This window comes from Paenibacillus qinlingensis (genome assembly GCF_013204845.1).
GTDB lineage: Bacteria > Bacillota > Bacilli > Paenibacillales > NBRC-103111 > Paenibacillus_E > Paenibacillus_E qinlingensis.
The window spans coordinates 103,140-125,354 of record NZ_JABMKY010000027.1; the positions used below are offsets into that span (position 1 = coordinate 103,140).

Here is a 22,215-nt window from a genome sequence, read left to right on the forward strand (position 1 = left end):
CTTACTCTTTCATTACTATACTCCTACTCACTTACATTCATTACTCACCCTTCACTACTTCTACTTCTACTTCTACACTACAACTCATTATCGACTACCATTACCATTACCCACTGTCCACTATCCATTACTCCTCCCCACTATTTACTATTTACTATCCCCTACCTACTGACTACTGCCTACTGTCCACTACTCCACCTCACGCTCGTATGTTAACTGTAAAAAGTACAGCTAATTTCGCCACTTTCCTCACTTTAGGGAACTTAACTGTATTTCCTGTAGTTAATTTGGATATATTCAGCGGTCAAGCCCGTAATCGGCGATATTAACTGGAGGTTTTCCAGCTATTCGTCTATCAGGGGCAAAATTTCCGAAAATAGATGGAAGTTTTCCAGTTATTGCGGGTGCGGGTGCGGGTGCGGGTGCGGGTGCGGGTGCGGGTGCGGGTGCGGGTGCGGGTGCGGGTGCGGGTGCGGGTGCGGGTGCGGGTGCGGGTGCGGGTGCGGGTGCGGGTGCGAAAGCGCCTCTCCTCATGCGGCGCGTTCGTCCGACTGTCGCCTGGGACATCGACGGCCCTGACGCGGGAGCTCGTCGCCCCTAGGCAGGCTAGTCGCAGCGACCGTCGTCGCCGGCACCAGCCGCGCTGTGCACCGCAGCAAACCAAAACACAAAAGGCGCTTCCTCAGCAATCGAGGAAGCGCCTTTCTTTACCCTACAACTGCAGATGAACCCTTCTGCAGTTGGTACATTTTCGCGTAGCGCCCGCCTAGCGCCATGAGCGTCTCGTGATTGCCCCGCTCGGCGATCTCGCCGCGGTGCAGCACAAGAATCTGATCCGCATCGCGGATCGTGGACAATCGATGCGCGATGATGAGTGTCGTCCGCCCTTCACTCACAACCTTCAGCGCACGCTGGATGAGTCCTTCCGTCTCACTGTCGATGGAGGCTGTCGCCTCATCGAGGATCAGGATCGACGGATCGAACGCTAGCGCGCGTGCGAATGAGATCAACTGCCGCTGACCGGAGGACAGCGTGCTGCCCCGCTCGACGACTTGCTCGTCGTAGCCTTTCGGCAGTTGCTCGATAAAGCCAGCCGCGCCTACATCCCGAAGCGCAGCCTTCACTCTGTCGAGCGAGATGTCCTGGTTGTACAGGCTGACATTGAACTTGATATCCCCTGCGAACAGGAACGGATCCTGCAGCACGATCCCCATATGCTTACGCAGCGCTTGCTTGGACATGCCTTTGATGTTACGGCCATCAATCGTGATCGCGCCCTCACCAGGCTCGTAGAAGCCTAGGAGAAGATTCAGGATGGAGCTTTTGCCTGATCCCGTATGCCCGACTAGGGCGATCGTTTCCCCTTTTCGCGCCTCGAACGAAATACCCTTCAGTACATTTTCCCCTTCTTTATAAGCAAAGGTGACATTATCGAACTTCACGATGCCCTCAGGTCGCTGCACGTGGCCAACTTGCTCAACGTCTTGACCCTCCATGTCAAGAATCGTGAACACCTTTTCCGCCGATACAAAAGCCCGCTGCGCATTCGTTAACTGATCGAAAATCCCGATGATCGGCTGAAATACCCGACCCAAATAATCAATAAACGCATAGAACACCCCGAACGAAATAGCGGTTTCTAACGATTTTCCACCAAAATACCAAATGACCATCGCCGTCACCAAACTGCCGATCGTCCCCACCACATTACGTGTGGAAAGGCCGTAAATTTGAAATTGCTTCCGCTGGTTCACATAGCGATCCATGTTCAGTACTTCGAACTCATCCAGCGTCACTTTCTCGCGGCGAAAAGCCTGAATAATCGGCATCACGACGATCGATTCATTAATCATAGCGTTCATATCGCTGAGTCTAGCGCGCATGATGGTGATGAAGATTTTCGAATATTTGAGATGAACATACATAATCACCACAAAAATCGGCGGCAGCACCAAGCAGAACATGGCTAGACGCCAATCCAATAGGAAGAGTGCGACGTAAATCCCAATTAGTTGCAGCATGCTGACAACGAACGTGGCCATGAAGCTCATGAACAGATCACGGACAGCTTCCGTATCATTTGCGATACGAGAGACGACTTGGCCGATCGGCGTGTTGTCGAAGTAACGAAGTGAAATACGCTGAATGTGACCCATCAGGTCCATCCGCATATTTTTTATAATTTGTAAGGCGGTAGATTGAAGAATATAGGCTTGTGAATAATTACACAGACCCGCTGTTAACAGTAAAGCCATATAGAGGCCAAGCAGTTTGAGCACCGGAGCTATTTCTTTCGCACCTGTAGAAAGATAGGTATCAATAATCGTTTTCGTTATATAAGGGCCGCCCAGCTCGGCAGCTACTGAACAACAAAGAATGAGCAGCGCTCCGAGAATTCTGAACTTGTAGACGAGTGCATAAGACACGAGTCGTCTGGCCGTAGTCGGTTTAGACAAAATAGTTGTCCTCCTTTCTCAATCTTCGAGACTGGCTTCCATCTGTTGACGATCCCACTGTTCCCGGTACCAGCCACCAAACTGCATAAGCTCCTCATGCGTGCCCTCTTCAATGACCCGCCCTTCATCTAGGACGAGAATCCAGTTCGCGTGGCTCACAGCTGACAGTCGGTGTGTGGAAATGAGTGTCGTACGCCCCGCGCGTTCCTTGCGGATATGCTGGAGAATGCGACTTTCCGTACGTGCATCGACCGCTGAGAGCGAGTCATCCAGCAGCAAAATCTCCGAATCAATCAACAACGCTCGCGCAATCGCTAGACGCTGCTTCTGTCCGCCGGACAACATCACGCCGTTCTCACCAACAATCGTTGCTAAACCTTCCGGCATCTGGGCAATATCTTGGGTAAAAGAGGCCATTTCCACGGCGTGCGCAATCTCCTCAGGTGAAGCCGTATGTTTACCTAACGCGACATTATCCCGGATAGATTTTGATAGCAGTAGATGCTCCTGTGGCACGTAGGCAACCCAGCGTTTGATTTGATCTAACGCGATTTGCTCGATGGGCACACCCGAGATGCTCAACTTACCTGGATCAATGGGATATTGGCGCAGCAGTTGCTTGAGGAGCGTGCTTTTGCCACTGCCAGTCCGGCCAACGATCCCAAGTGTCTGTCCTCGCTCCAACTCAAAAGAGACGTGGACGAGGCTTGGATGATTCGCAGTCGGATAGGTGAACGTCAGATCATTCATCGCGATGCGTTCAGGCACAGCGACGTGAACAAGCTTCTCCGCGTCAACAATATCAGCTTGCTGCATCAGGGCCTTATCCAGACGATCTGCCGAGGCGCTGCCGCGTTGCAGAACGTTAATAAACTCGCCGAAGGAAATCATCGGCCAGATGAGCATACCGAGGTAAATATTGAAAGAAATCAGCTGTCCTAGCGTGATTTCGCCTTGGAACACGAGATATGAGCCATATCCGATGCCGATTGAATAACTGAGCCCAACGATCAACGAGGTCAACGGTTGGAACAGGGCGTTGAGCATGGATACACGGCGGTTTTTGTTCATCACATCCGATGTAACATTATCGAAGGCTTTCAAATCCTGCGCTTCTTGGACATAGGAACGAATCACTCGGATGCCAGAGATCGATTCCAGCACATGATCATTCATCACACCGAAGGAAGCCTGAGCTGCTAGGAAGCGCACGCGCACTTTTTTGCCTAACAAATTAATCATCACAGCTAAAAAAGGCAGCGGAATTAACGCCGCAAGCATTAATTTAAACGAAATCAGAGACACCATCGTGATGATGACGACGGATGCCCCTACGATCGTAGAGACGAGCGTCATCACCCCGTACCCGGAAGTTTGACCAATGGCAAGAATATCATTCGTCGCCAGCGCCATCAGCTGCCCCGTCGTGTTGCGTTGGAAGAACGGAGGCGACATTTTAGACAAATGCGTTAACAATCGCCCTCGAAGCAGCTTCTCCACCAAAGCGGAGTTACCGAATAAGTTGATGATCCACAAATACGTCATGACATAAAGGAGCAGCGAAAGCCCAATCAGCAAGTAAACCGTATAATGAAGCCCGGAAGCTGTTAAATTTCCATTACGGATATGGTCGATGATATTCCCGATCATTTTGGGCGGAATCGTCGCTAAGATATTCACACCGATTAAGAGGGAGACCGCGAGTACATAATACTTCCATCTCTCTTTAAAAAACCAGTTAAGCTTCATAACAAAAGACAACATTACCACCTCTTTTTGAATTCTTGGCATACTCATTGATTCTATAGTTTAAGCTAAGTGAAGTCCACTCTGTAACTCATTTAAAATGAAACTTTCTGCCCGTCCGCAACCTTGTCACAGATACGAACACCATGAGAACAAAATCTTACCATATTTTACATGCAGAAAGGAAGTCGCCAACGATGAAAATAATGATGAAAAAAAAACTAGCGATCCTCACCCTATCCACCATGCTGACAATAGGAGCGGCTTATACAGGTACTACAGAAGCTATGGCACCCGATACAGCGGTAGGAGGCTTTAGCGGAATCACAATGGAAGAAGCGACTAAAAAAGTGCAATCGACCGGCGTCATTACCTCCATTCGTACAACAGGTGATCACGGACAAATTCAGATTCAAGACACGGGGTTGGGCGGCATTGTGCTCAATGTGGGCAAAGACACCACCTACCAAATGCTAGATGGTACGAAGCTGACGCTTGCTGATCTTCACGTTGGTTTGACAATCACTGCTGAACATTCCTTGGCAATGACGATGAGCTTGCCTCCGCAAACATCAGCATCCAACATTACGGTGCTTGATACAGCGGTCCATAAAGACGCTTTAGGCACCGCAGGTGTCATTGAAGTTGTTCGTGAAGATGGCAGCCTTCTCGTTAAAGGTGAAGGCCTAACCGAGAATGCACCCGACGAAATTGTTCTAACCATCGACAAAGACACAGCGATCGTAAATGGCAAGGGTGATCCTGCCCAGAAATCTGCAATTGTTAAAGGTACGAAAGTTATTGGTTTTTATAGCCCTATGATGACCAAAAGCTTGCCGCCGATCAGCAACGCTTGGAAAATCGTTGTAGCTGCTGCGGAAGAGTAGGATTTCGAACACTACACTATGAAAGAAATTTCGGGCCGTCCTTATGGGACAGCCTGTTTTTGTTTGGACTGGTGAGCGCCCGTGATGGATGTACACTGTCCAAATGTTCTGTTTTTTGATACAATTACTGAAAATTCAATCGTATAAGGGGACTCCTATGGAATACATTAGCACTCGCGGCAAAGTAGAACCTATCGGCTTCATCGATGCGATCCTGATGGGATTAGCCAATGACGGCGGTCTACTCGTACCGAAAAGCCTCCCGCAGCTATCCGCTGACACACTTCAAAGCTGGTCGAAGCTCTCCTATTCAGAGCTCGCTCTTGAAATTTTCTCACTGTTTGTAAACAACGAAATTCCACGCGATGAGTTGAAGCAGCTTGTTGATGAAAGCTATGCAACGTTCCGTGACGAAGCGGTTACGCCGGTTAAGCGACTAAGTGATGATACGTATGTACTTGAATTGTTCCACGGACCTACTTTTGCTTTCAAAGATATTGCTCTGCAATTCCTTGGCAATCTGTATTCGTATGTTTCACGCAAAACGAACTCCATCATCCACATCCTTGGAGCTACCTCCGGTGATACAGGAGCTTCGGCTATTGAAGGTGTTCGCGGCAAAGAAGGCATCCGCATTTGTATCCTGCATCCGCACCAGAAGGTGAGTAAGGTACAAGAGCTTCAGATGACAACCGTCAATGACGAGAATGTATTGAATCTTTCCGTTGAAGGTACTTTCGATGATTGCCAACGCATTATCAAGGAGCTTTTCGCTGACGTTGAGTTCAAACACCGCTACCATTTACGCGCGATTAACTCGATTAATATTGCACGCATTTTGGCGCAAACCGTGTATTATTTCTACGCTTACTTCCAACTGCCACAAGAGGCGCAGGCTGCTAAAGTGAATTTCAGCGTGCCGACGGGGAACTTTGGCGATATTTTTGCTGGCTACCTAGCTCAGAAAATGGGACTTCCAATCAACAAGCTCATTCTTGCTACGAACGAAAACAATATCCTTGAGAAATTCGTACAAGAAGGCGTATATCAACCAGGCGAGTTCCGCGGTACGTATAGCCCGTCCATGGACATTCAAGTTGCGAGCAACTTCGAGCGCTACTTGTTTTATCTGTACGGCGAGGACGCTGCGGCTGTTAACGCGATCATGGAGCAGTTCAAGGCTGAAGGCCGCGTCGTCATCCCTGCCGACAAGCTCAAGACCGTTCAGGCTGACTTCGCTGCGTACGGTGTGAAGAACGAGGAATGTCTCGACACGATCAGCGACTACCACGCGAAGTACGAGTACTTGCTTGATCCGCACACAGCGTGCGGTGTTGCTGCAGCCGATAAACTCGCCGTCGCTGGTGAGGTAACGGTATCCTTGTCCACTGCGCATCCGGCGAAGTTCGATGAGTCGATCCGCTTGCGCGGTATTGCGCAGACGTATCCGGAGCAAATCCAAGCGCTGTTCGACAAACCACAGTTCCAGAAGGTGGTCGGCGGTTCGAACAACGAGATCAAGGATGAGCTCGTTAAGTTTTTCTAGTAAGGGTTTATAGGGGCTTCTGCCCCTTCTGTAGAAGCCTTCCTTCCACGTTGTGGGGGGAAGGCTTTTTGACGTATGGGGAATCCTAAGCTCCTGCCTCTTCAGTTACTTCACCTGCATTACTGCTCCGCTATTACTTCACCCGCATTACCGCTCCTGCATCACTGCTCCTCAAACACCTGTCTCCGCAACCACGCCATTTACAGTCCCATCCAACTTCTTCGTCTCCATCTACTCCACCAACAGCTCCTTCTCCCACTAAGTACGCAGCCAACTCCCCCTCCAGGCACTTGTGTAGATTGGAATTGGATTAACTGGAAAAACTACATCTAATCAAGCGCAAATGGGCGAATTTATTCAATTAAATGGATTTTAGGTAGTTAAATTTCGGGTTTAAGGCGCTTTGGGACGGAATATGCGAAATTAGCTGTAGGAAATCCAGTTATTCCTTTTCCAATGACGAATTGGTTGAATTTAGCTGTAGGATTTGCAGTTAAATCAGTCCTCAGACCGATCTTCGTCCTTCCCTATAGTCTGAAGACACTTGTACCCTATCATGGTATTCTTAGAGTAATGAATCCAAACAGTAGGAGTGAACAAATTGAATATGAATCGCAGCGCCTTTCTCGGCCCGATCTTGATTCTGCTAGGTGTTTTTTTGTTTCTAAAAGGGGATGTATCGTTCAGCTCAGGCACTATTTTTGAATATTTCTGGCCGACACTCTTCGTTATTCCCGTCGGGGTCTTCTTCCACTGGTTGTACTTCTTCATCACGCAACGACGAGGCGTAGGCGTACTTGTTCCAGGTGGTATTCTACTTACGGCAGGTATCGTGTGCCAAATCTCCGCGCTTTTTGATATTTGGCACCTCATGTGGCCAGGTTTCATGCTCGCTGTGGCTGTCGGCTTGTTCGAACTGTATTGGTTCGGCGGCCGCAATAAATATTTGCTTATTCCAATTAACATCCTAGCGGTGATGTCGTTGCTGTTCTTCGCGATCTTCTCCATCGGTTCCATCTTCGGGACGCTCTTCCATAACAATTCAATCATCGCCATTGGCCTCATCGTCGTTGGCGGCCTCATGATGATCGTACGTAGTCGCAACTAATCCCAATAAGAAAGGCGTCCTGCAGGGTTCACTGCAAGGACGCCTTTTTGTTTCATTGGGGCTTATATTTGCCAATCGAGACGTTGTCACGCTCATGGACACTCAGAATATGTGAAAGCGATAGGCGTTCTCCCTCTTTCGTTAATAAGCCAAACCGAGCATTCAATCCCGACCAGCCTTCTATCCCATCTACGCGATATTCCCCAGAGACATATGCTTGCGCAAGCTCTCTATTAGACCAGAATTCGATACGCTTATTCACTCGTAGATCCCCCATTTGGTCAGCAAGGAGGAGAAGGAAAAGTTTCTGAAAATCCGTGTTGTCAGGCACATCCACATAACCATCCGAGAACACGACTGTCGTATCCGAATGCGCGCCTAGATTCTCTCCTATAATCTCCATGTTCAAACTATATGTACCGTGAAGGAGAGAGGACACATACTTGGCATATTGCATCCTATTGTCTTCTGCACTACGAATTTCAACCGTGTTCAACGGTGCGTTCCAGTTCACTTCTGCACCAAGCGCTTCCGCAATCGCTCGAGTCGAGGTTATTGTTGTTCCATCACTCGTTACTTCCACATGTGTATCGAGCACTTTGCCATTCACCTTTACTTGTCTACCCATCTGAAACGGGTCAGAAGCGTAGACAGCTGTCGCTGTAAATAAAGCAATGCTGCCGATAAGAGCAAGCAACCATTTGTTCAAGTTCACCACTCCCTTCGAGTCACTTTCGAGAAGTTAGTACCGAGCAGGATGATAGCATTGATCGTTTGTATTTATTGTATGCCACGATTGTCCACATCAGCATTAATTCAATTCTTTTTACATAAACCGATATAAGCAAAAAGCACCCCCGATATCCTCCGGAAGTGCTCGTTCCAGTTATGTACACGTTAACTCCCCGTGCCCTCATAACGGTTTAGACCTTTTCTAAATATCCAGATAGATGCAGCCGCAAACAGCACTGTTACGACTGGAGTCAGCAACCCCATCGTCGCTCCCATTGGTTTATTAAACAAGTAGGATGCTGGATAGAAATTAATAAATGCATAAGGAATAATGATCGAGAAAAACAGTTGCACACCCGTAGCATAGATCGTCAAAGGAAACTTCACGAACTCCGACAAGCTGCTTACCATCATAGGAAATGCGTTGCCTGGCGCGCCCGTCCAGAAGGATAGGCTATTCGATGCCAAATTAATCGCCACACGAATCACGAGTGCACATAGAAAGAGCAGAATGAAGATCGCTACACGAAGAAAGGACCAGTCAATGGCAACATGTGAAAGTGCTTGGAACAGCATGATACCGCCTAGCAGGGAATTCCCGAGCCCATTCATCCCAACAGCACCGCTCAAGATTTGCAAAGTAGGCGAAATCGGGCGAAGAAGAATCAGATCAAAGCCACCCGTGTTAATCAATCCGCTGATGCGCCACGTACCTTCAAAGAAAAACTGCGAGATCCCCGTTGATAAGTTCACCATCGCAAATACAAATATCACTTCCCAGTAGCTCCATCCATGGACGACAGGAATGCGCTGATACACAAGCCAAATAAACACTAATCCGAGCACCTGTGTGAGCATAGCGGCAACAACTAGAATTAAGAAATCCGCCTGATATTCCAGAATTGCCTTCAGTTGCTGGCTAAACAGACGCGCATACAAATACATAGTCCGACGCATACCATTACCCTCCATAGATCGTTACTTGACGAACGGCTCTGCTGTACAATAGGGTGCCAAGTATCCATAAGCCGGCAGCCCATAGAAACTGCTCGCCGATGGCTTGCCACAGCGCACTGCCATTCAATTGCTCTAAATAGATCATGGAAGGGACATACACAATCCCTTTGAATGGGAGCACCTCACATAAGCTATTGAGCCAACCTGGCAAAAACGCAAACGGCACTAACGCTCCTGAAAACAAATTCGTCACCGCAGCCCGCGCTAGCGATATACCATATACACTATCCGTATAGAAGCAGCATAGCGCAAACAAATAAACGACACCGAACTTGATCACAACCGCTCCCAACATACTGATGATAAAATATACCCATGTCAGCGCATGTGTCGGCAGCTGAACGCCTTCAAATACGATGGCCAGCCCGACCATCAAGACAACCGTCAAACCGCCTTCAATCACACTCGTTCCGATCGTCTCCGCAAAACGTGCCCTCTGAAAATTGAGCGGTTTAAGTAAGTCGATCGCCACCTCACCGCTACGAATACGTCCGCCGATTTTACCCTCTGAATAAAAAGAAAGCAGGGAATTCGATAAATACGCGACAAATAAATACGTTTTCATTTGTTCCCAAGTAAAATTAACAATGACTGGTTTCCCTTGATAAATCGCTTCCCACAAATAAAACATGGCAATGATGAAAAACATCCCGCCTAACATATTGATCAAAAAAGACATGCGATACGCGATAGCAGCCTGCATAGCTAACTTAGCGAGTGTGATGTATTTTCTCATCGCTCGTTAGCCCCCATGAGTTGTTGACCTAACTCCAACTCCCCATCATATAGCTTGCGAATCACCTGTTCAATCCTCGGTTCATCGATGTGAAAATCAATAATCTCGCCATGCCGCATGACGAGTGCCAGAATCTCGCCCGCCGTAAATCGCATTCGATCGAAACGAATGGACAGTTGTCGGCCTTGTTGTTCCTCAAGGATCATTTCCGGGTGCTGCCGAATGATATGGGCGAGCTGAGGAGCCTCCTCTTTCAATTGCACGTGAAACGTCCGCTCACGTGCAAAGGAGTCTTTCACCGACTGAAGTGACCCGTCGTAGAGAATCCTTCCATGATCAATAATAATCAGCCTGCGACAAATATCCTCGATATCTTCGAGATCATGCGTCGTTAACACGATGGTTGTCCCTTGCTCCTTGTTTAGCTCTTTGATGAACTGACGGATTTTCACTTTCACTGAAATATCCAGTCCAATCGTGGGCTCATCGAGATAAATGATTTTCGGATTATGCAGCAGGGCTGCCGCTAAATCGGCCCGCATGCGTTGCCCCAACGATAACTTGCGCGTGGGAAGATTCAGAAATTCAGCCAAACCAAGCATTTCTGTAAAGCGATCCATATTTCGTTTGTACACGTCGGACGGAATTTCATAAATATCCTTGATCAACGAGAACGATTCAATGATTGGGATGTCGTACCAAAGCTGTGAGCGTTGGCCGAATACAGCGCCTATCGTTTTGGCGTTGCGCGTGCGCTGCTGGTATGGGACTAGGCCATCGACAATAATGCTTCCTGTTGTGGGTGTAAGTATGCCTGTCAGCATTTTAATCGTGGTTGACTTCCCTGCCCCATTCGGCCCAACATAGGCCACAGCCTCCCCTTCTTCGATCGAGAAGCTGATGCGGTCAACAGCCAGTTTTTCACGATAAGACTGGGTGAATAGATGTTTAACAGCACCAGCCAATCCTGGACTTTTGACAGCTTGGCGAAAGTTCTTGGTTAATTCCTCTACTTGAATAAGTTTCATTACGCTCCCCCAGAACTCTTCTAAGATTGTATGTCAAAACTTACACTATTACGTAAGCGCATCCACTTTGAGTAGTGAAGGGCTCGTATAACTTAATTATTTTACTTTACTCATTCTACTTCAGCCATTTAATTCCTCTATTTGGAAAAATGGATAAGAAAAAAGCCTATGAATAAAGATCATCCATAGGCCATTCTATTATCCCGCCACAACGTTATCCTCTGTGGATTGTTTGATTTGTTTGCTTCGCAGTTGCCCACAAGCGGCATCAATGTCCGACCCGTGCTCCAAACGCACACTGCAAGAGATGCCTTGCTTCTTGAGCGTATCGTAGAAAGCGCGCACCGATTCGCGCTCACTCCGCTGATATTGGCTGTGCTCATCCACCGGATTGTACGGAATCAAGTTCACATTCGCCAGCTGGCGGATATGCTGAATCAGCTCAGCTAGTTGAAGCGCATGCTCTCTGCCATCGTTCACGTCTTTGAGCAAAATATACTCAAGCGTAATACGGCGATTCGTTTTTTCCAAGTAGTACTCAATCGCTTCCATCAACGTCTCGATCGGAATCGCTTTGTTGATTTTCATGATGCGTGTACGAAGCTCGTTCGTTGGCGCATGCAAGGAAATCGCTAGATTCACTTTCAAATCCGAGTCTGCAAACTCTCTAATTTTAGGAGCAAGACCACTCGTAGATACTGTGATGTGTCTAGCTGCAATATCCAAACCTTTCTGATCTTTCACGACGCGGATAAAATCAACCATATTCACGAAGTTGTCGAACGGTTCGCCAATTCCCATCACAACAATGTGGCTAACGCGCTCCGCATTGCCCATGGCGTCCAAATGAAATTGCACCTTCATAATTTGTTCCACGATTTCCGCGGCTGACAAATCACGGCTCTTGGCCAATAAGCCACTGGCACAGAAACTGCAGCCAATGTTACAACCCACTTGCGTCGTCACACAGACGGATAACCCGAATTTATGACGCATGAGGACCGTTTCGATCAAATTACCGTCCGATAGCTTGAACAGGAATTTCATCGTCCCGTCTGCCGACTCCTGCCGCGTGTGCTCATTCAAGGTATGAATAGCGAAATGCTCGCTTAACGTAGCCAAACAATCTTCTTTCACATCCGTCATTTCCGCGAACGAAGCGACCCGCTTGCGATACAGCCAGTCCCATACTTGCAGGGCGCGCGACTTTTTGTAGCCTTTTTCGGCCAGCCAAGCGACCAGTTGATCAAAAGTTAATCCATATATGGATGAAAGTTTCATTCCGTTATCCTCTTTTCAAGACTATCCGTGCAGTCCAGTTCTTCTAAGCAGCCGAAGCGTACCATCTAGTTCATATTGTGCCAAAAATCCTCCCTGAACACAAGGGAAGCCTATCATTTCCATAAAGAAAAGGCACCTCCCATGCCGGGGGCACCTCTTTCACAGGCTCATCTAAGCTAATCAAGCACTCGTTACTGCAACTTTACGTTCCTCTTCTGCCGCAACTTCATCATCCGATACCAAGCCATAAGGGATACAGAGCGGTACGCCGGCACGCTTATCCACGATGACATCGGCATGAATGGCGAACACGTCGAGCAGCATTTGTGGTGTTACGATATCCATAGGTGCGCCTTCATAGACGACATTCCCTGATTTAATCGCGATCAAATGGTCCGCATAACGCGTCGCATGGTTCAAATCATGCACAACCATGACGATTGTCGTATTATGACGCTCGTTGATTTCCTTCAACAAACAGAGGACCTCAAGCTGATGCGCCATGTCCAAATAAGTTGTTGGCTCATCCAAGAACAACATATCCGTCTGCTGCGCTAACGCCATTGCGATCCAGACCCGTTGACGTTGACCACCTGACAGATGATCGATTGGACGATCCTTGAACGCTGTCATCCCCGTCACTTCGAACGCCCAGTTGATAATCTCACGATCGCTATTAGACATCTTCTGGAAACCGCGCTGATGCGGGAAACGGCCATATCCGACTAGTTCTTCAGCCGTAATGCCTTCCGGAGCGGATGGCGACTGTGGTAGAATCGCTAATTTCTTCGCAATTTCTTTCGTCGATTGATGATGTATGGAATGCCCGTCTAGGAATACGGTCCCTTCTGTCGGCTTCAATAGTCGCGACATAGCCTTCAAAATCGTTGATTTCCCCGAGCCATTGGCACCGACTAATGCGGTGATCTTGCCCGTTGGAATCTCGATGCTCAAATCATTGATAATTTTCAATTTATCGTAAGAAACATGTAGTTGTTCGGTATATATTCTCGTCGCTATTGCCATGAGAAACATCCCCTTTTCCAATATGTATATAGGATTGAATAATTCAATAATTTTTCTCCATTAACTAAAAATGATAATCATTATCAATGAAAATGTCAAGCTTTTTCATACAAAAATAGGATGCCCGAAGGCATCCTACTTCTTCCACCTGTTTGGAGTCTTACACTTTAAACCTAGCCACAGCCAATTGCAGCTCATTGGACATCCCGTTTAGTTCGTTAGCCGTCCTGGCAACTTCCGAAATCGTCGCTAGTTGGTTCTCCGTTGCTGCCGCGACGGCTTGGGTAAGCTCCGTTGTCATCCGAGTTAACGATGCCATTTCCACGATTCCCGCCAGTACTTCCTCGGAGCTTGCTGACATTTGCTCCGAAACGGCAGAGACATCGGTCATCTGATCGACAACCTCCTGCACCGTGCCGGAAAGGTCCTTGAACGTACCATCCGTTTGTTCAACAACAGCCTGCATAGCCTCCACTTCTCCAAGGCCGCGATCCATCGCGACAACAGCAGCTCCCGTCTCATGTTGGACACGCTCAACGAGCTCTGCAATACGCTCTGTCGCCAGTCGCGATTGATCCGCAAGCTTGCGAATTTCCGTGGAAACGACGACGAAACCTTTGCCGTGCTCGCCTGCTCTCGCTGCCTCAATGGAGGCATTCAGTGCAAGCAAATTTGTTTGTCTCGTCACTTGCGTAATGAGGACTGTGATCTCTCCGATTTCCTCAGACATCGACTTCAAGCTCTGAATCGCTTGTACCGCCTGTTGTACGGAGTGCAGGGCTTCCGATATTTGCAGCATACTCTGCCCCATCCGCGCATTGCCTTCGCTCGTATGAGCGCGTGCATGGCCTGATATGTCCGTGGCATGACCTGCAGATTCCGCTACGCGTTGAATACCGACAGCCATCTCATTCATGGCATGACTGCTTTCCTCTGTGCCTTGACGCTGCTGCTCCGAATGAGAAGCAAGCTGGCCCATCATTTGCGAGACAGACGCTGTAGATTGGCTAGTCTGCTGAGCACCCGTTTGCAGCGATTCCGATGCCGCCGAAACCTGCTGTGCGGCTTGCGCGATCTGAACGATGAGGCCGCGAAGGTTCCCGACCATATCCTTCAAGTGATTGCCCAATACACCCAATTCATCACGGCTCTTGCTTTTGACCAGCGATGCATCCGATAAATCCCCTGCTGCTGCCGACTGTGCCAGCTTCAATAATGGGGTAATCTGACGCAGATACAGTCGGACAATGAAGACGATGAAAAGGGTCCCGATCACAATGGCGATTAAACCTGTCCATATCGATTGGAGCGTATATTTATTCATCTGTGTCTGCAAAACGCCATAATCGAAATCTAATCCAACGAAAGCAACAAGTTTGCCATTCTGATCTCGAATCGTACTCACCGCACTTACCCAAGTTCCTAATGTATCTTTGTAGACTCCCGTGATCCCGAAACCTGTTTTCTCTGCTTCCTTAAGCGCTGTGAGCAACTCAGGAACAGGTGCATATGGATCTGCTGGTTTCTCATCGACATATAGCTCTGCATTGGATAACAAATTCAGAAGAGCTGGCTTTCCCTCCAATGTTGTCCATTCCGGGTAAAATAAGTAGGCATTTTCGACCAACTCCCCTTGAGCGACACGGTCCATATCCTCCTGTACGTTCATAACAGCAGGTTCATACTTATAAGCTTCTTTATTTTTCTTTAATTCTTCCTTTGATTTCTCAATGTAATCTATTTTCTGCGTGAGGGGAGCGTGGAAAATCCCTTCAAGTGCGATCAAGTTATCTGACATTTGCTGCCTATGCTGTTGATAGGAAACGAAGGTAAGTAACACGCAAAGTACAATATAGCAGGCGGCTGTCCAAGCTGAAATTTTGAAAGAAAGTGATCGAAAAAACCTTACAGATGTTTGCTTGCCTTGTGATTTAGCTTGTGACATGATTAACAAAAACACCTCCAGAATTGTACCGCACACCCGTTTAGTACATATAGGTCATACAGGCTAGTCTTCTAGATTTCGACAAAGTTTTTAGAAACCCTTCCCAATTTTATTTAGAATTTGTTGTGAGATTTGTGTTGAGGATTATAGATAAAAGGAGTTGTAGGACCATGCCGGCGATACGAGCACTTATTTTTGATTTTGACGGTACGATTCTGGATACGGAAACAGCTTGGTATGAGGCGTTCAGGGAAGCTTATCTGGAACATGAGGTGGAGTTGACTTTGGAGATGTACGGACAGTGCATCGGGACGTCTTTGCATGTTTTTGACCCCTATGAATATTTGATCACGGAGCTGAAGTTGCCGCTGGATCGGAATGCATTTCGGGATAACGTACATGGTCGACACAGTGAAAAAATGGCACACGAAGGCATTCGCCCAGGCATTCTTGCTTATTTAACTGCGGCCAAAGAACTAGGCCTGCGCATTGGGTTAGCCTCCAGCTCCAAGCGAGCTTGGATCGAGACGTATCTGGCACAGCTGGGGATCGGTGATTATTTTGAGACGATTCGCACCGCAGAAGATGTCGCTTTGGTGAAGCCACATCCCGAGCTATATCAGCTTGCGTTGAAAGACCTCGGCGTACAGCCGGATGAAGCGATAGCGATCGAGGATTCACCGAACGGTGCTCGCGCGGCGGCAGCCGCAGGTATGCACTATATCGTGGTGCCTAACCCGGTTACGAAGTTCCTCTCTTTTGACGGAGAGCCGCGTACAGTAGGGACTTTGGAGGAATTGTCGCTGAAAGCTTTGCTGGAGGCAGTATTACAAAAATAAGACATAAATAGCCATTGTGGGAGGACTGACCATGATTTCATTACAGGGAACCCTGCCGGTATTACGATATATCGAGACGAAGGAACACGATGTTGAGGGTGAAACAGAATATCAGATTGATTCCTCTAGCCAGCACCGGTTCGGCATATGCACTCAGTCTGATTTAAGCGCTTCGATAGGCCAATCGGGAGAGGAAGCGCTGGAAGTCTTGGTCGGAGAGCTATTCTATATCCCTGCGGGTCTCACCTTTTCCCTAATACCCTCTTCCTCCTCCGGCACGAAGGTCACCTTCATTGTTTTCGATGCAGGTAAGGAATACAAGCCTTTTGGCTTACTACCTACTGGCCTTCAAAGCTTTCGCATGCCTCAAATGAAAAATTGGCTTGCTGAATTTATTCATCATGATCAAGACAGCCCTTTGTCAGAGTACTTTCAGCTCCAGTCGCGACTTTACGCCCTCGCGTCGGCGTTTATGAAGGCGTTGCAGCAGCCTCCTTCACGTGAGGAAGCTGCGCTGACCAATTATGTTGAGCACACACGTCGGCATATTCTCAACAATTATGATTCTGTGCTCGACATGGAAGCGTTGGCGAGAAATTCAGGATCTGGTTCCAGCCGATTCTATCGAACATTTCGCAAACATACAGGACTTAGCCCGCATAAATTTGTAACAACGACTAGGCTCAGCGCCTCACTTCGTTTGCTTGCGGATAGCAACGTCAGTGTGATGGAAGCCGCTCATTCCATCGGATATTCGGATGAATTTTATTTCAGTCGTCTATTCAAGAAACAGATGGGGATCACTCCAACGGAGTTCGCCACGCGCGCGCAAGTATCTATTGCCAGTCTTAGTCCTATTTTTTCGGGGGATCTAGCTGTGCTGGGACTTACACCACGTATTTCTCTCAAGAAGGATTGGGACTTAGAAACCGAGCACCTCGATCGCTATTTGCAAGAAATCAGACTCTGTCAGCCTGATCATATCCTCACAGGTCCTCTGTCCGATTACCTGCTGGATGCCTTGCGCCAAATTGCACCGGTTTCTGTGTATCACTGGTTCCAATACTCATGGAGGCAGCGGCTAGTTGAATTCGGGCAGCTTCTCGGCTTGGAACGCCTCGCTGAGCGTTGGTTAGCAGACTTTAATCGCAAAATAGCAAATGCCCAGCAGCATGTTGCGGAGAAATATCCGCTGGCCCCCTATCTCATTGTCGGCGTGCGTGAAGGCATCTTACGGCTGCACGGAAAACAGATTAGGAAATTTACGGATTTATTTTATGATGAGCTGCAATTTAAACCGTCTGTAGGTGCAGGTAGCTATGGCTTCAAGGATATGATCTCGCTGCAAGAGCTATCTGATATGGATAGTGATCATGTCCTCTTTATCATTGAATATCCAGCTTCAGAGGCATATTGCTTACAATTAGAAGCTCAATGGAAACAGCTTCCAAGTAATCAAAGGGCTGGCGAGCGACGCTGCATGTTCATCTACTTGGGAGAGCCCTTCCTCTATAATGCCGCGATGCATGAAGCTTTGGTTGATCAAACAGTTAATCAGCTGCTTACAAAATAAACGGCTAAGTCGTCACTTAATAGGTGAGTGCGTTTACGGAGAAATAGAGCCGACTCATTGAGTTTACACCGAAAAGTCCATGAAGAAATCGAAATGTCCATTCCGGTTTCTTTTTTTTTGTGTAAAATAAGGACTTGCTAGTGAAAATGATTCTCATTATTAAATGGAAAGTGACACTAACATGAAAATCAGCTATTTGTGGGCACTGCTTCTCGTCTTATCTTTCTTGTCGCTTTTCGTCGGTGTAGCGAATATCCGTCTGTGGGATATCTTCCACCTGACAGCAGCTCAACAAGAAGTGCTCTGGATCAGTCGTATCCCTCGACTCCTTAGTATTCTTATCGCCGGTGTAGGTATGAGCGTTATCGGCCTGATTATGCAACAATTAGCCCGTAATAAGTTCGTTTCACCTACCACCGCAGGCACGGCCGATTCAGCAAGCTTGGGCATTCTGGTTGCGATGCTGCTTTTTCCAGGGGCCACACCGCTAGTTAAGGTACTTGTAGCCTTCGTGTTCGCACTGCTGGGAACAATGCTGTTCATGCGAATCTTGCGTGTACTTAGATTTCGCGATCCGATCTTGATCGCCTTGGTCGGTCTAATGTTCGGAGGAATCATCGGGAGTGTCACGGTCTTCCTCGCATTGAAATACGACATGATGCAGAGTGTGTCCAGCTGGCTTCATGGCGATTTCTCCGTTGTGCTAAAAGGAAGATACGAACTGCTCTATGTCAGCGTACCGATCATTGCGCTGGCTTATGTGTATGCCAACCGTTTCACCATCGTCGGCATGGGAGAAGACTTCTCTGTCAATCTGGGTCTTAACTTCCGGCACATCATGCAGGTAGGTCTAGTCATTGTAGCGCTCGTTTCGGCGGTTATCCTGTTAACCGTGGGCTCCTTACCTTTTCTAGGACTTATCATTCCGAACATCGTTTCCCTCTATAAAGGGGATAACCTGCGAAATAGCCTCTCTCATACGGCTTTATTAGGGGCTGTTTTCGTACTGGCTTGCGATATTCTCGGGCGCGTGATCATTTATCCGTTCGAGATTTCCGTGGGACTGATGGCAGGTTTGTTCGGGAGTGCGATTTTCCTCTATCTGTTAGTGAGGAGGAAGCCGCATGCGTGATTCTCTGAAGCTTATCCTGCTGGCCGTTATCGCCATCTTCCTCATCACGGTCTTCCTGACCATTGACGGCAGCGGAAATTGGGATTATGTGCTACCGCGCCGCGTGAAGAAGCTTTTGGCTTTCATTTTGACAGGTGCAGCTATCTCCATCTCGACCGTTGTCTTTCAAACGATGACGAACAATAAGATCCTGACGCCTAGCTTGATCGGGCTGGATGCGCTCTATCTGCTTATTCAGACGGTGATCGTATTTGTCTTTGGATCCGCTGCTCTCACGTCTATGAGCAAGAACGTGCAGTTTTCACTAGCCGTCGGACTCATGGCCCTTTTTGCAGGCATGCTGTATCGCTTACTTTTTCAAAAAAATAGCACACCGCTCTACTTATTACTTCTCGTCGGAGTCATTTGCGGCACATTTTTCTCAAGTATTTCGTCCTTCCTGCAGCGCCTTCTCAATCCAAATGAGTTCGCGGTCGTACAGGACAAAATGTTTGCAAGCTTCAACAACATGAACACCGATCTTTTGCTCACCGCTATTGTGCTGGTGGTGTTGATTCTCGGCTATTTCTATCGCGATTTCGCATATTTGGATGTCCTCACCCTTGGCAAAGAGCATGCCATTAACTTAGGAGTCCCGTATCAACGGCTCACGAAGCGTTTATTCATCGCAGTCGCTCTGCTCGTCGCCATTTCCACGGCACTTGTTGGACCTGTCACTTTCCTAGGATTACTCGTGTCCAATATCACGTACCGCATGCTTCGCACCTTCCGTCACAAGACCGTCGTTACGGCTACCGTACTCACTAGTATTTCAGCCTTAGTCGGCGGCCAGCTGGTCGTGGAGCGTGTGTTTACATTTTCGACGACGCTCAGCGTCATTCTTAATTTTGTCGGCGGCCTCTACTTCCTCTACATGCTGCTGAAGGAGAATAAATCGTGATCCAAGTAACGAATCTTACGAAGCAATATACGCACAACCACGGCATTCATCAGGTAACAACGACGATCGCGAAAGGCCAAATTACTTCCTTGATCGGTCCTAATGGTGCCGGCAAAAGCACGCTATTATCGGTCATCAGCCGCTTGCTGCCTCCCGACGAAGGTCATGTGCAGATCGATGGTTTAGATGTGGGGAAAACGCCCAGTAATCAGTTAGCTCGGAAAATCTCGATTCTGAAGCAAACAAATCATCTACAAGTGCGACTCACCATTCGTGACCTTGTGGAATTCGGCCGCTTCCCCTACTCCAAAGGTAGGCTGAACGCAGAGGATAAACGCTTTGTCGAGGAATCAATTCAGTATATGGAGCTTGCGGACATGCAGCACAAATATCTCGACGAGCTCAGCGGAGGCCAACAACAACGGGCTTTCATCGCTATGGTACTCGCGCAGGATACAGAGTATGTACTGCTCGATGAACCCCTAAACAATCTCGATATGAAGCATTCGGTGCAAATTATGAAGGTGCTGCGTAAGCTCGTAGATGATCTCGGTAAAACCGTTGTGCTCGTGCTCCATGACATTAATTTTGCCTCCTCGTACTCAGACCATATTATTGCCATGAAGGATGGGCGCATTGCGAAGAAAGGCACGACGGATGAAATGATGGATTCCGCGATTCTCAAGGAAATCTACGAGATGGATATCCCCATCACCGTCATTAACGGCAAGAAAATTGGCATTTATTTTTCATAAAACTAAACCTAGGAGTGATCTATTGTGAAAAAAGCAATAACCCTTATTCTTATGTCCATGCTGGTCGTTGGTATGTTGTCCGCATGCGGCGCCAAATCGACTTCCACGAAAAGTTCTCCAAGCCCAGCTGCTTCCAGTTCGGGAGAAATAAAAATTACCCACCCTCTCGGAACAGCGACCGTTAAGAAAAACCCGCAAAAAATCGCTGTTTTCGATTACGCCACGCTCGATACGCTGAATAAATTAGGCATCGAAGTTTCCGCGCTTCCAAAAGCGACACTTCCGAAGTACTTGTCCAAATACAATGATGCCAAATACACAGAGGCAGGTACGTTGTTTGAACCGGATTTTGAGAAACTGAACAAATTGAAGCCCGATGTGATTTTCATTGGTGCTCGAACAGCAGCAGCTTACAAGGAGCTTGAGAAAATCGCGCCAACGATCCAAATGTCCCTCGACTATACCAAATATGCGGATTCCTTTGCTGCGAATCTGAATGTGATTGGTCAAGTTTTTGGCAAAGAGAAGGAAGTCGCAAGCGAGCTGAAAACGATTAATTCCTCGATCGCTGATCTCAAAGCAAAATCCGGTTCCAGCAAAACACTTATTGTACTGACAACGGGTGGTAAAACGAGCGCATATGGCTTAGGCTCCCGCTTCTCCATCATTCATGATAGCTATGGATTCACGCCAGTAGATAGCAAAATCGAAGTATCTCCGCATGGTCAAAGCATTTCGAACGAATACATTGCCGAGAAAAATCCAGACGTTCTGTTCGTCATCGATCGTGATACGGTTGCCGGAGGCGCTGCTGGCGCTGCACCCGCTAAAACAATTATTGAAAATGATTTAGTAAAGAAAACCAATGCTTATAAAAATGGTAGAATTGTTTATTTAGATGCGAACTACTGGTACCTCTCCGGTGGCGGCTTGCAGTCCGACCTGGAAATGGTAAAGGAAGCCACGCAAGCGATTAAATAATAGAATCGAAAGGAGATCAGTAGTGTGCTTATTCAACAAAGAACCATTATTGTACAACCTGGTAATAGCGACAAAGTTGTGGAACGCTTTAGCAAGGAAGGGCCGTTGGACGGCATGGAAGGCCTTATCGATGTGACCGTTATGGTTAATAAGCGGAGCAAGGAGTCTGAAGAGGTCGTTGTTTTCATTCGTTGGGAATCCGAGCAGGCGTGGAAAAACTGGGAGAAAAGCCCCGAGCATCTGGCGGGCCACCGCAATAGTAAAGGGCAGGAACGCCCTGAATACGTCATTTCATCGAATGTAAGCATGTTTGATGTGAAGAAAGTGCGGCCCGGCCAGTTCGGGAAATAAAAGGCGGCGCGGGGTATCCGAGGCCACTGAAAAAGTCTATTCATAGGAAAAGGTACAGACCTTCAAGAAAATTGAAGCGGCTGTACTTTTTTTTGCTCTATAATAGAGTCATCACAAAAAGTAGGTGAGAGCGGAT

The 22,215-nt window shown here is 47.8% G+C and carries 19 protein-coding genes; 10 read left to right on the forward strand and 9 right to left on the reverse strand.

The window, feature by feature from the left end; genetic code table 11:
- Positions 1–707 precede the first annotated feature (707 nt).
- On the reverse strand, positions 708–2,456 hold the full coding sequence (locus HQN88_RS31600; RefSeq protein ID WP_216855894.1) for an ABC transporter ATP-binding protein: 1,749 nt from the start codon (positions 2,454–2,456) through the stop codon (positions 708–710).
- Between the two features lie 18 nt (positions 2,457–2,474).
- Entirely contained in the window at positions 2,475–4,220 is a 1,746-nt protein-coding gene (locus tag HQN88_RS31605; protein ID WP_173119768.1) for an ABC transporter ATP-binding protein, read from the reverse strand.
- Between the two features lie 179 nt (positions 4,221–4,399).
- Here HQN88_RS31605 and HQN88_RS31610 point away from each other — a divergent pair, with 179 nt between their 5' ends.
- From HQN88_RS31610 to HQN88_RS31620, 3 genes are all read left to right on the forward strand, one after another.
- Complete coding sequence (locus tag HQN88_RS31610; RefSeq protein WP_173119770.1) at positions 4,400–5,089, forward strand: hypothetical protein; 690 nt, start codon at positions 4,400–4,402, stop codon at positions 5,087–5,089.
- A 157-nt stretch (positions 5,090–5,246) separates the two neighbouring features.
- Positions 5,247–6,635 (forward strand): threonine synthase, encoded by a 1,389-nt coding sequence (gene thrC, locus HQN88_RS31615; protein ID WP_173119772.1) that lies wholly within the window; start codon positions 5,247–5,249, stop codon positions 6,633–6,635.
- 607 nt (positions 6,636–7,242) lie between these two features.
- The gene (locus HQN88_RS31620) at positions 7,243–7,743 is read left to right on the forward strand and encodes a hypothetical protein (RefSeq protein WP_173119835.1); all 501 of its coding nucleotides are present in this window, start codon (positions 7,243–7,245) and stop codon (positions 7,741–7,743) included.
- Between the two features lie 52 nt (positions 7,744–7,795).
- Here the strand turns inward: HQN88_RS31620 and HQN88_RS31625 are convergent, their stop codons facing one another.
- The 7 genes from HQN88_RS31625 to HQN88_RS31655 all read right to left on the reverse strand — a co-directional run bounded on the left by HQN88_RS31625 (position 7,796) and on the right by HQN88_RS31655 (position 15,508).
- A complete protein-coding gene (locus HQN88_RS31625; RefSeq protein ID WP_173119774.1) occupies positions 7,796–8,452 on the reverse strand; it encodes a stalk domain-containing protein in 657 nt (218 codons plus the stop codon).
- 188 nt (positions 8,453–8,640) lie between these two features.
- The gene (locus HQN88_RS31630; protein WP_173119776.1) at positions 8,641–9,432 is read right to left on the reverse strand and encodes an ABC transporter permease; all 792 of its coding nucleotides are present in this window, start codon (positions 9,430–9,432) and stop codon (positions 8,641–8,643) included.
- 4 nt (positions 9,433–9,436) lie between these two features.
- Entirely contained in the window at positions 9,437–10,228 is a 792-nt protein-coding gene (locus tag HQN88_RS31635; protein WP_173119778.1) for an ABC transporter permease, read from the reverse strand.
- A complete protein-coding gene (locus HQN88_RS31640; protein ID WP_173119780.1) occupies positions 10,225–11,256 on the reverse strand; it encodes an ABC transporter ATP-binding protein in 1,032 nt (343 codons plus the stop codon). Before HQN88_RS31640 ends, HQN88_RS31635 begins: the two co-directional genes overlap by 4 nt.
- 198 nt (positions 11,257–11,454) lie before the next feature.
- On the reverse strand, positions 11,455–12,537 hold the full coding sequence (gene rlmN, locus HQN88_RS31645; RefSeq protein ID WP_173119782.1) for a dual-specificity RNA methyltransferase RlmN: 1,083 nt from the start codon (positions 12,535–12,537) through the stop codon (positions 11,455–11,457).
- Between the two features lie 180 nt (positions 12,538–12,717).
- Positions 12,718–13,563, reverse strand: coding sequence for an ABC transporter ATP-binding protein (locus HQN88_RS31650; RefSeq protein WP_173119784.1), 846 nt, complete (start codon positions 13,561–13,563; stop codon positions 12,718–12,720).
- A gap of 160 nt (positions 13,564–13,723) precedes the next feature.
- A complete protein-coding gene (locus HQN88_RS31655; RefSeq protein ID WP_173119786.1) occupies positions 13,724–15,508 on the reverse strand; it encodes a methyl-accepting chemotaxis protein in 1,785 nt (594 codons plus the stop codon).
- 170 nt (positions 15,509–15,678) lie between these two features.
- Between HQN88_RS31655 and HQN88_RS31660 the strand changes: the two genes are divergently transcribed.
- The 7 genes from HQN88_RS31660 to HQN88_RS31690 all read left to right on the forward strand — a co-directional run bounded on the left by HQN88_RS31660 (position 15,679) and on the right by HQN88_RS31690 (position 22,079).
- Positions 15,679–16,347 (forward strand): HAD family hydrolase, encoded by a 669-nt coding sequence (locus HQN88_RS31660; RefSeq protein ID WP_173119788.1) that lies wholly within the window; start codon positions 15,679–15,681, stop codon positions 16,345–16,347.
- 31 nt (positions 16,348–16,378) lie between these two features.
- Positions 16,379–17,920 (forward strand): AraC family transcriptional regulator, encoded by a 1,542-nt coding sequence (locus HQN88_RS31665; RefSeq protein ID WP_173119790.1) that lies wholly within the window; start codon positions 16,379–16,381, stop codon positions 17,918–17,920.
- A gap of 181 nt (positions 17,921–18,101) precedes the next feature.
- Complete coding sequence (locus HQN88_RS31670) at positions 18,102–19,052, forward strand: ABC transporter permease (protein ID WP_173119792.1); 951 nt, start codon at positions 18,102–18,104, stop codon at positions 19,050–19,052.
- Positions 19,045–19,992 carry an iron chelate uptake ABC transporter family permease subunit gene (locus HQN88_RS31675; protein WP_173119794.1) on the forward strand — a complete coding sequence of 316 codons (948 nt, stop codon included), beginning with the start codon at positions 19,045–19,047 and terminating at the stop codon, positions 19,990–19,992. Before HQN88_RS31670 ends, HQN88_RS31675 begins: the two co-directional genes overlap by 8 nt.
- On the forward strand, positions 19,989–20,747 hold the full coding sequence (locus HQN88_RS31680; RefSeq protein WP_173119796.1) for an iron ABC transporter ATP-binding protein: 759 nt from the start codon (positions 19,989–19,991) through the stop codon (positions 20,745–20,747). The genes HQN88_RS31675 and HQN88_RS31680 overlap by 4 nt, the downstream gene beginning before the upstream one ends.
- A 24-nt stretch (positions 20,748–20,771) precedes the next feature.
- The gene (locus HQN88_RS31685; protein ID WP_173119798.1) at positions 20,772–21,728 is read left to right on the forward strand and encodes a siderophore ABC transporter substrate-binding protein; all 957 of its coding nucleotides are present in this window, start codon (positions 20,772–20,774) and stop codon (positions 21,726–21,728) included.
- Between the two features lie 24 nt (positions 21,729–21,752).
- A complete protein-coding gene (locus tag HQN88_RS31690) occupies positions 21,753–22,079 on the forward strand; it encodes an antibiotic biosynthesis monooxygenase (RefSeq protein ID WP_056622434.1) in 327 nt (108 codons plus the stop codon).
- Positions 22,080–22,215: the final 136 nt, after the last annotated feature.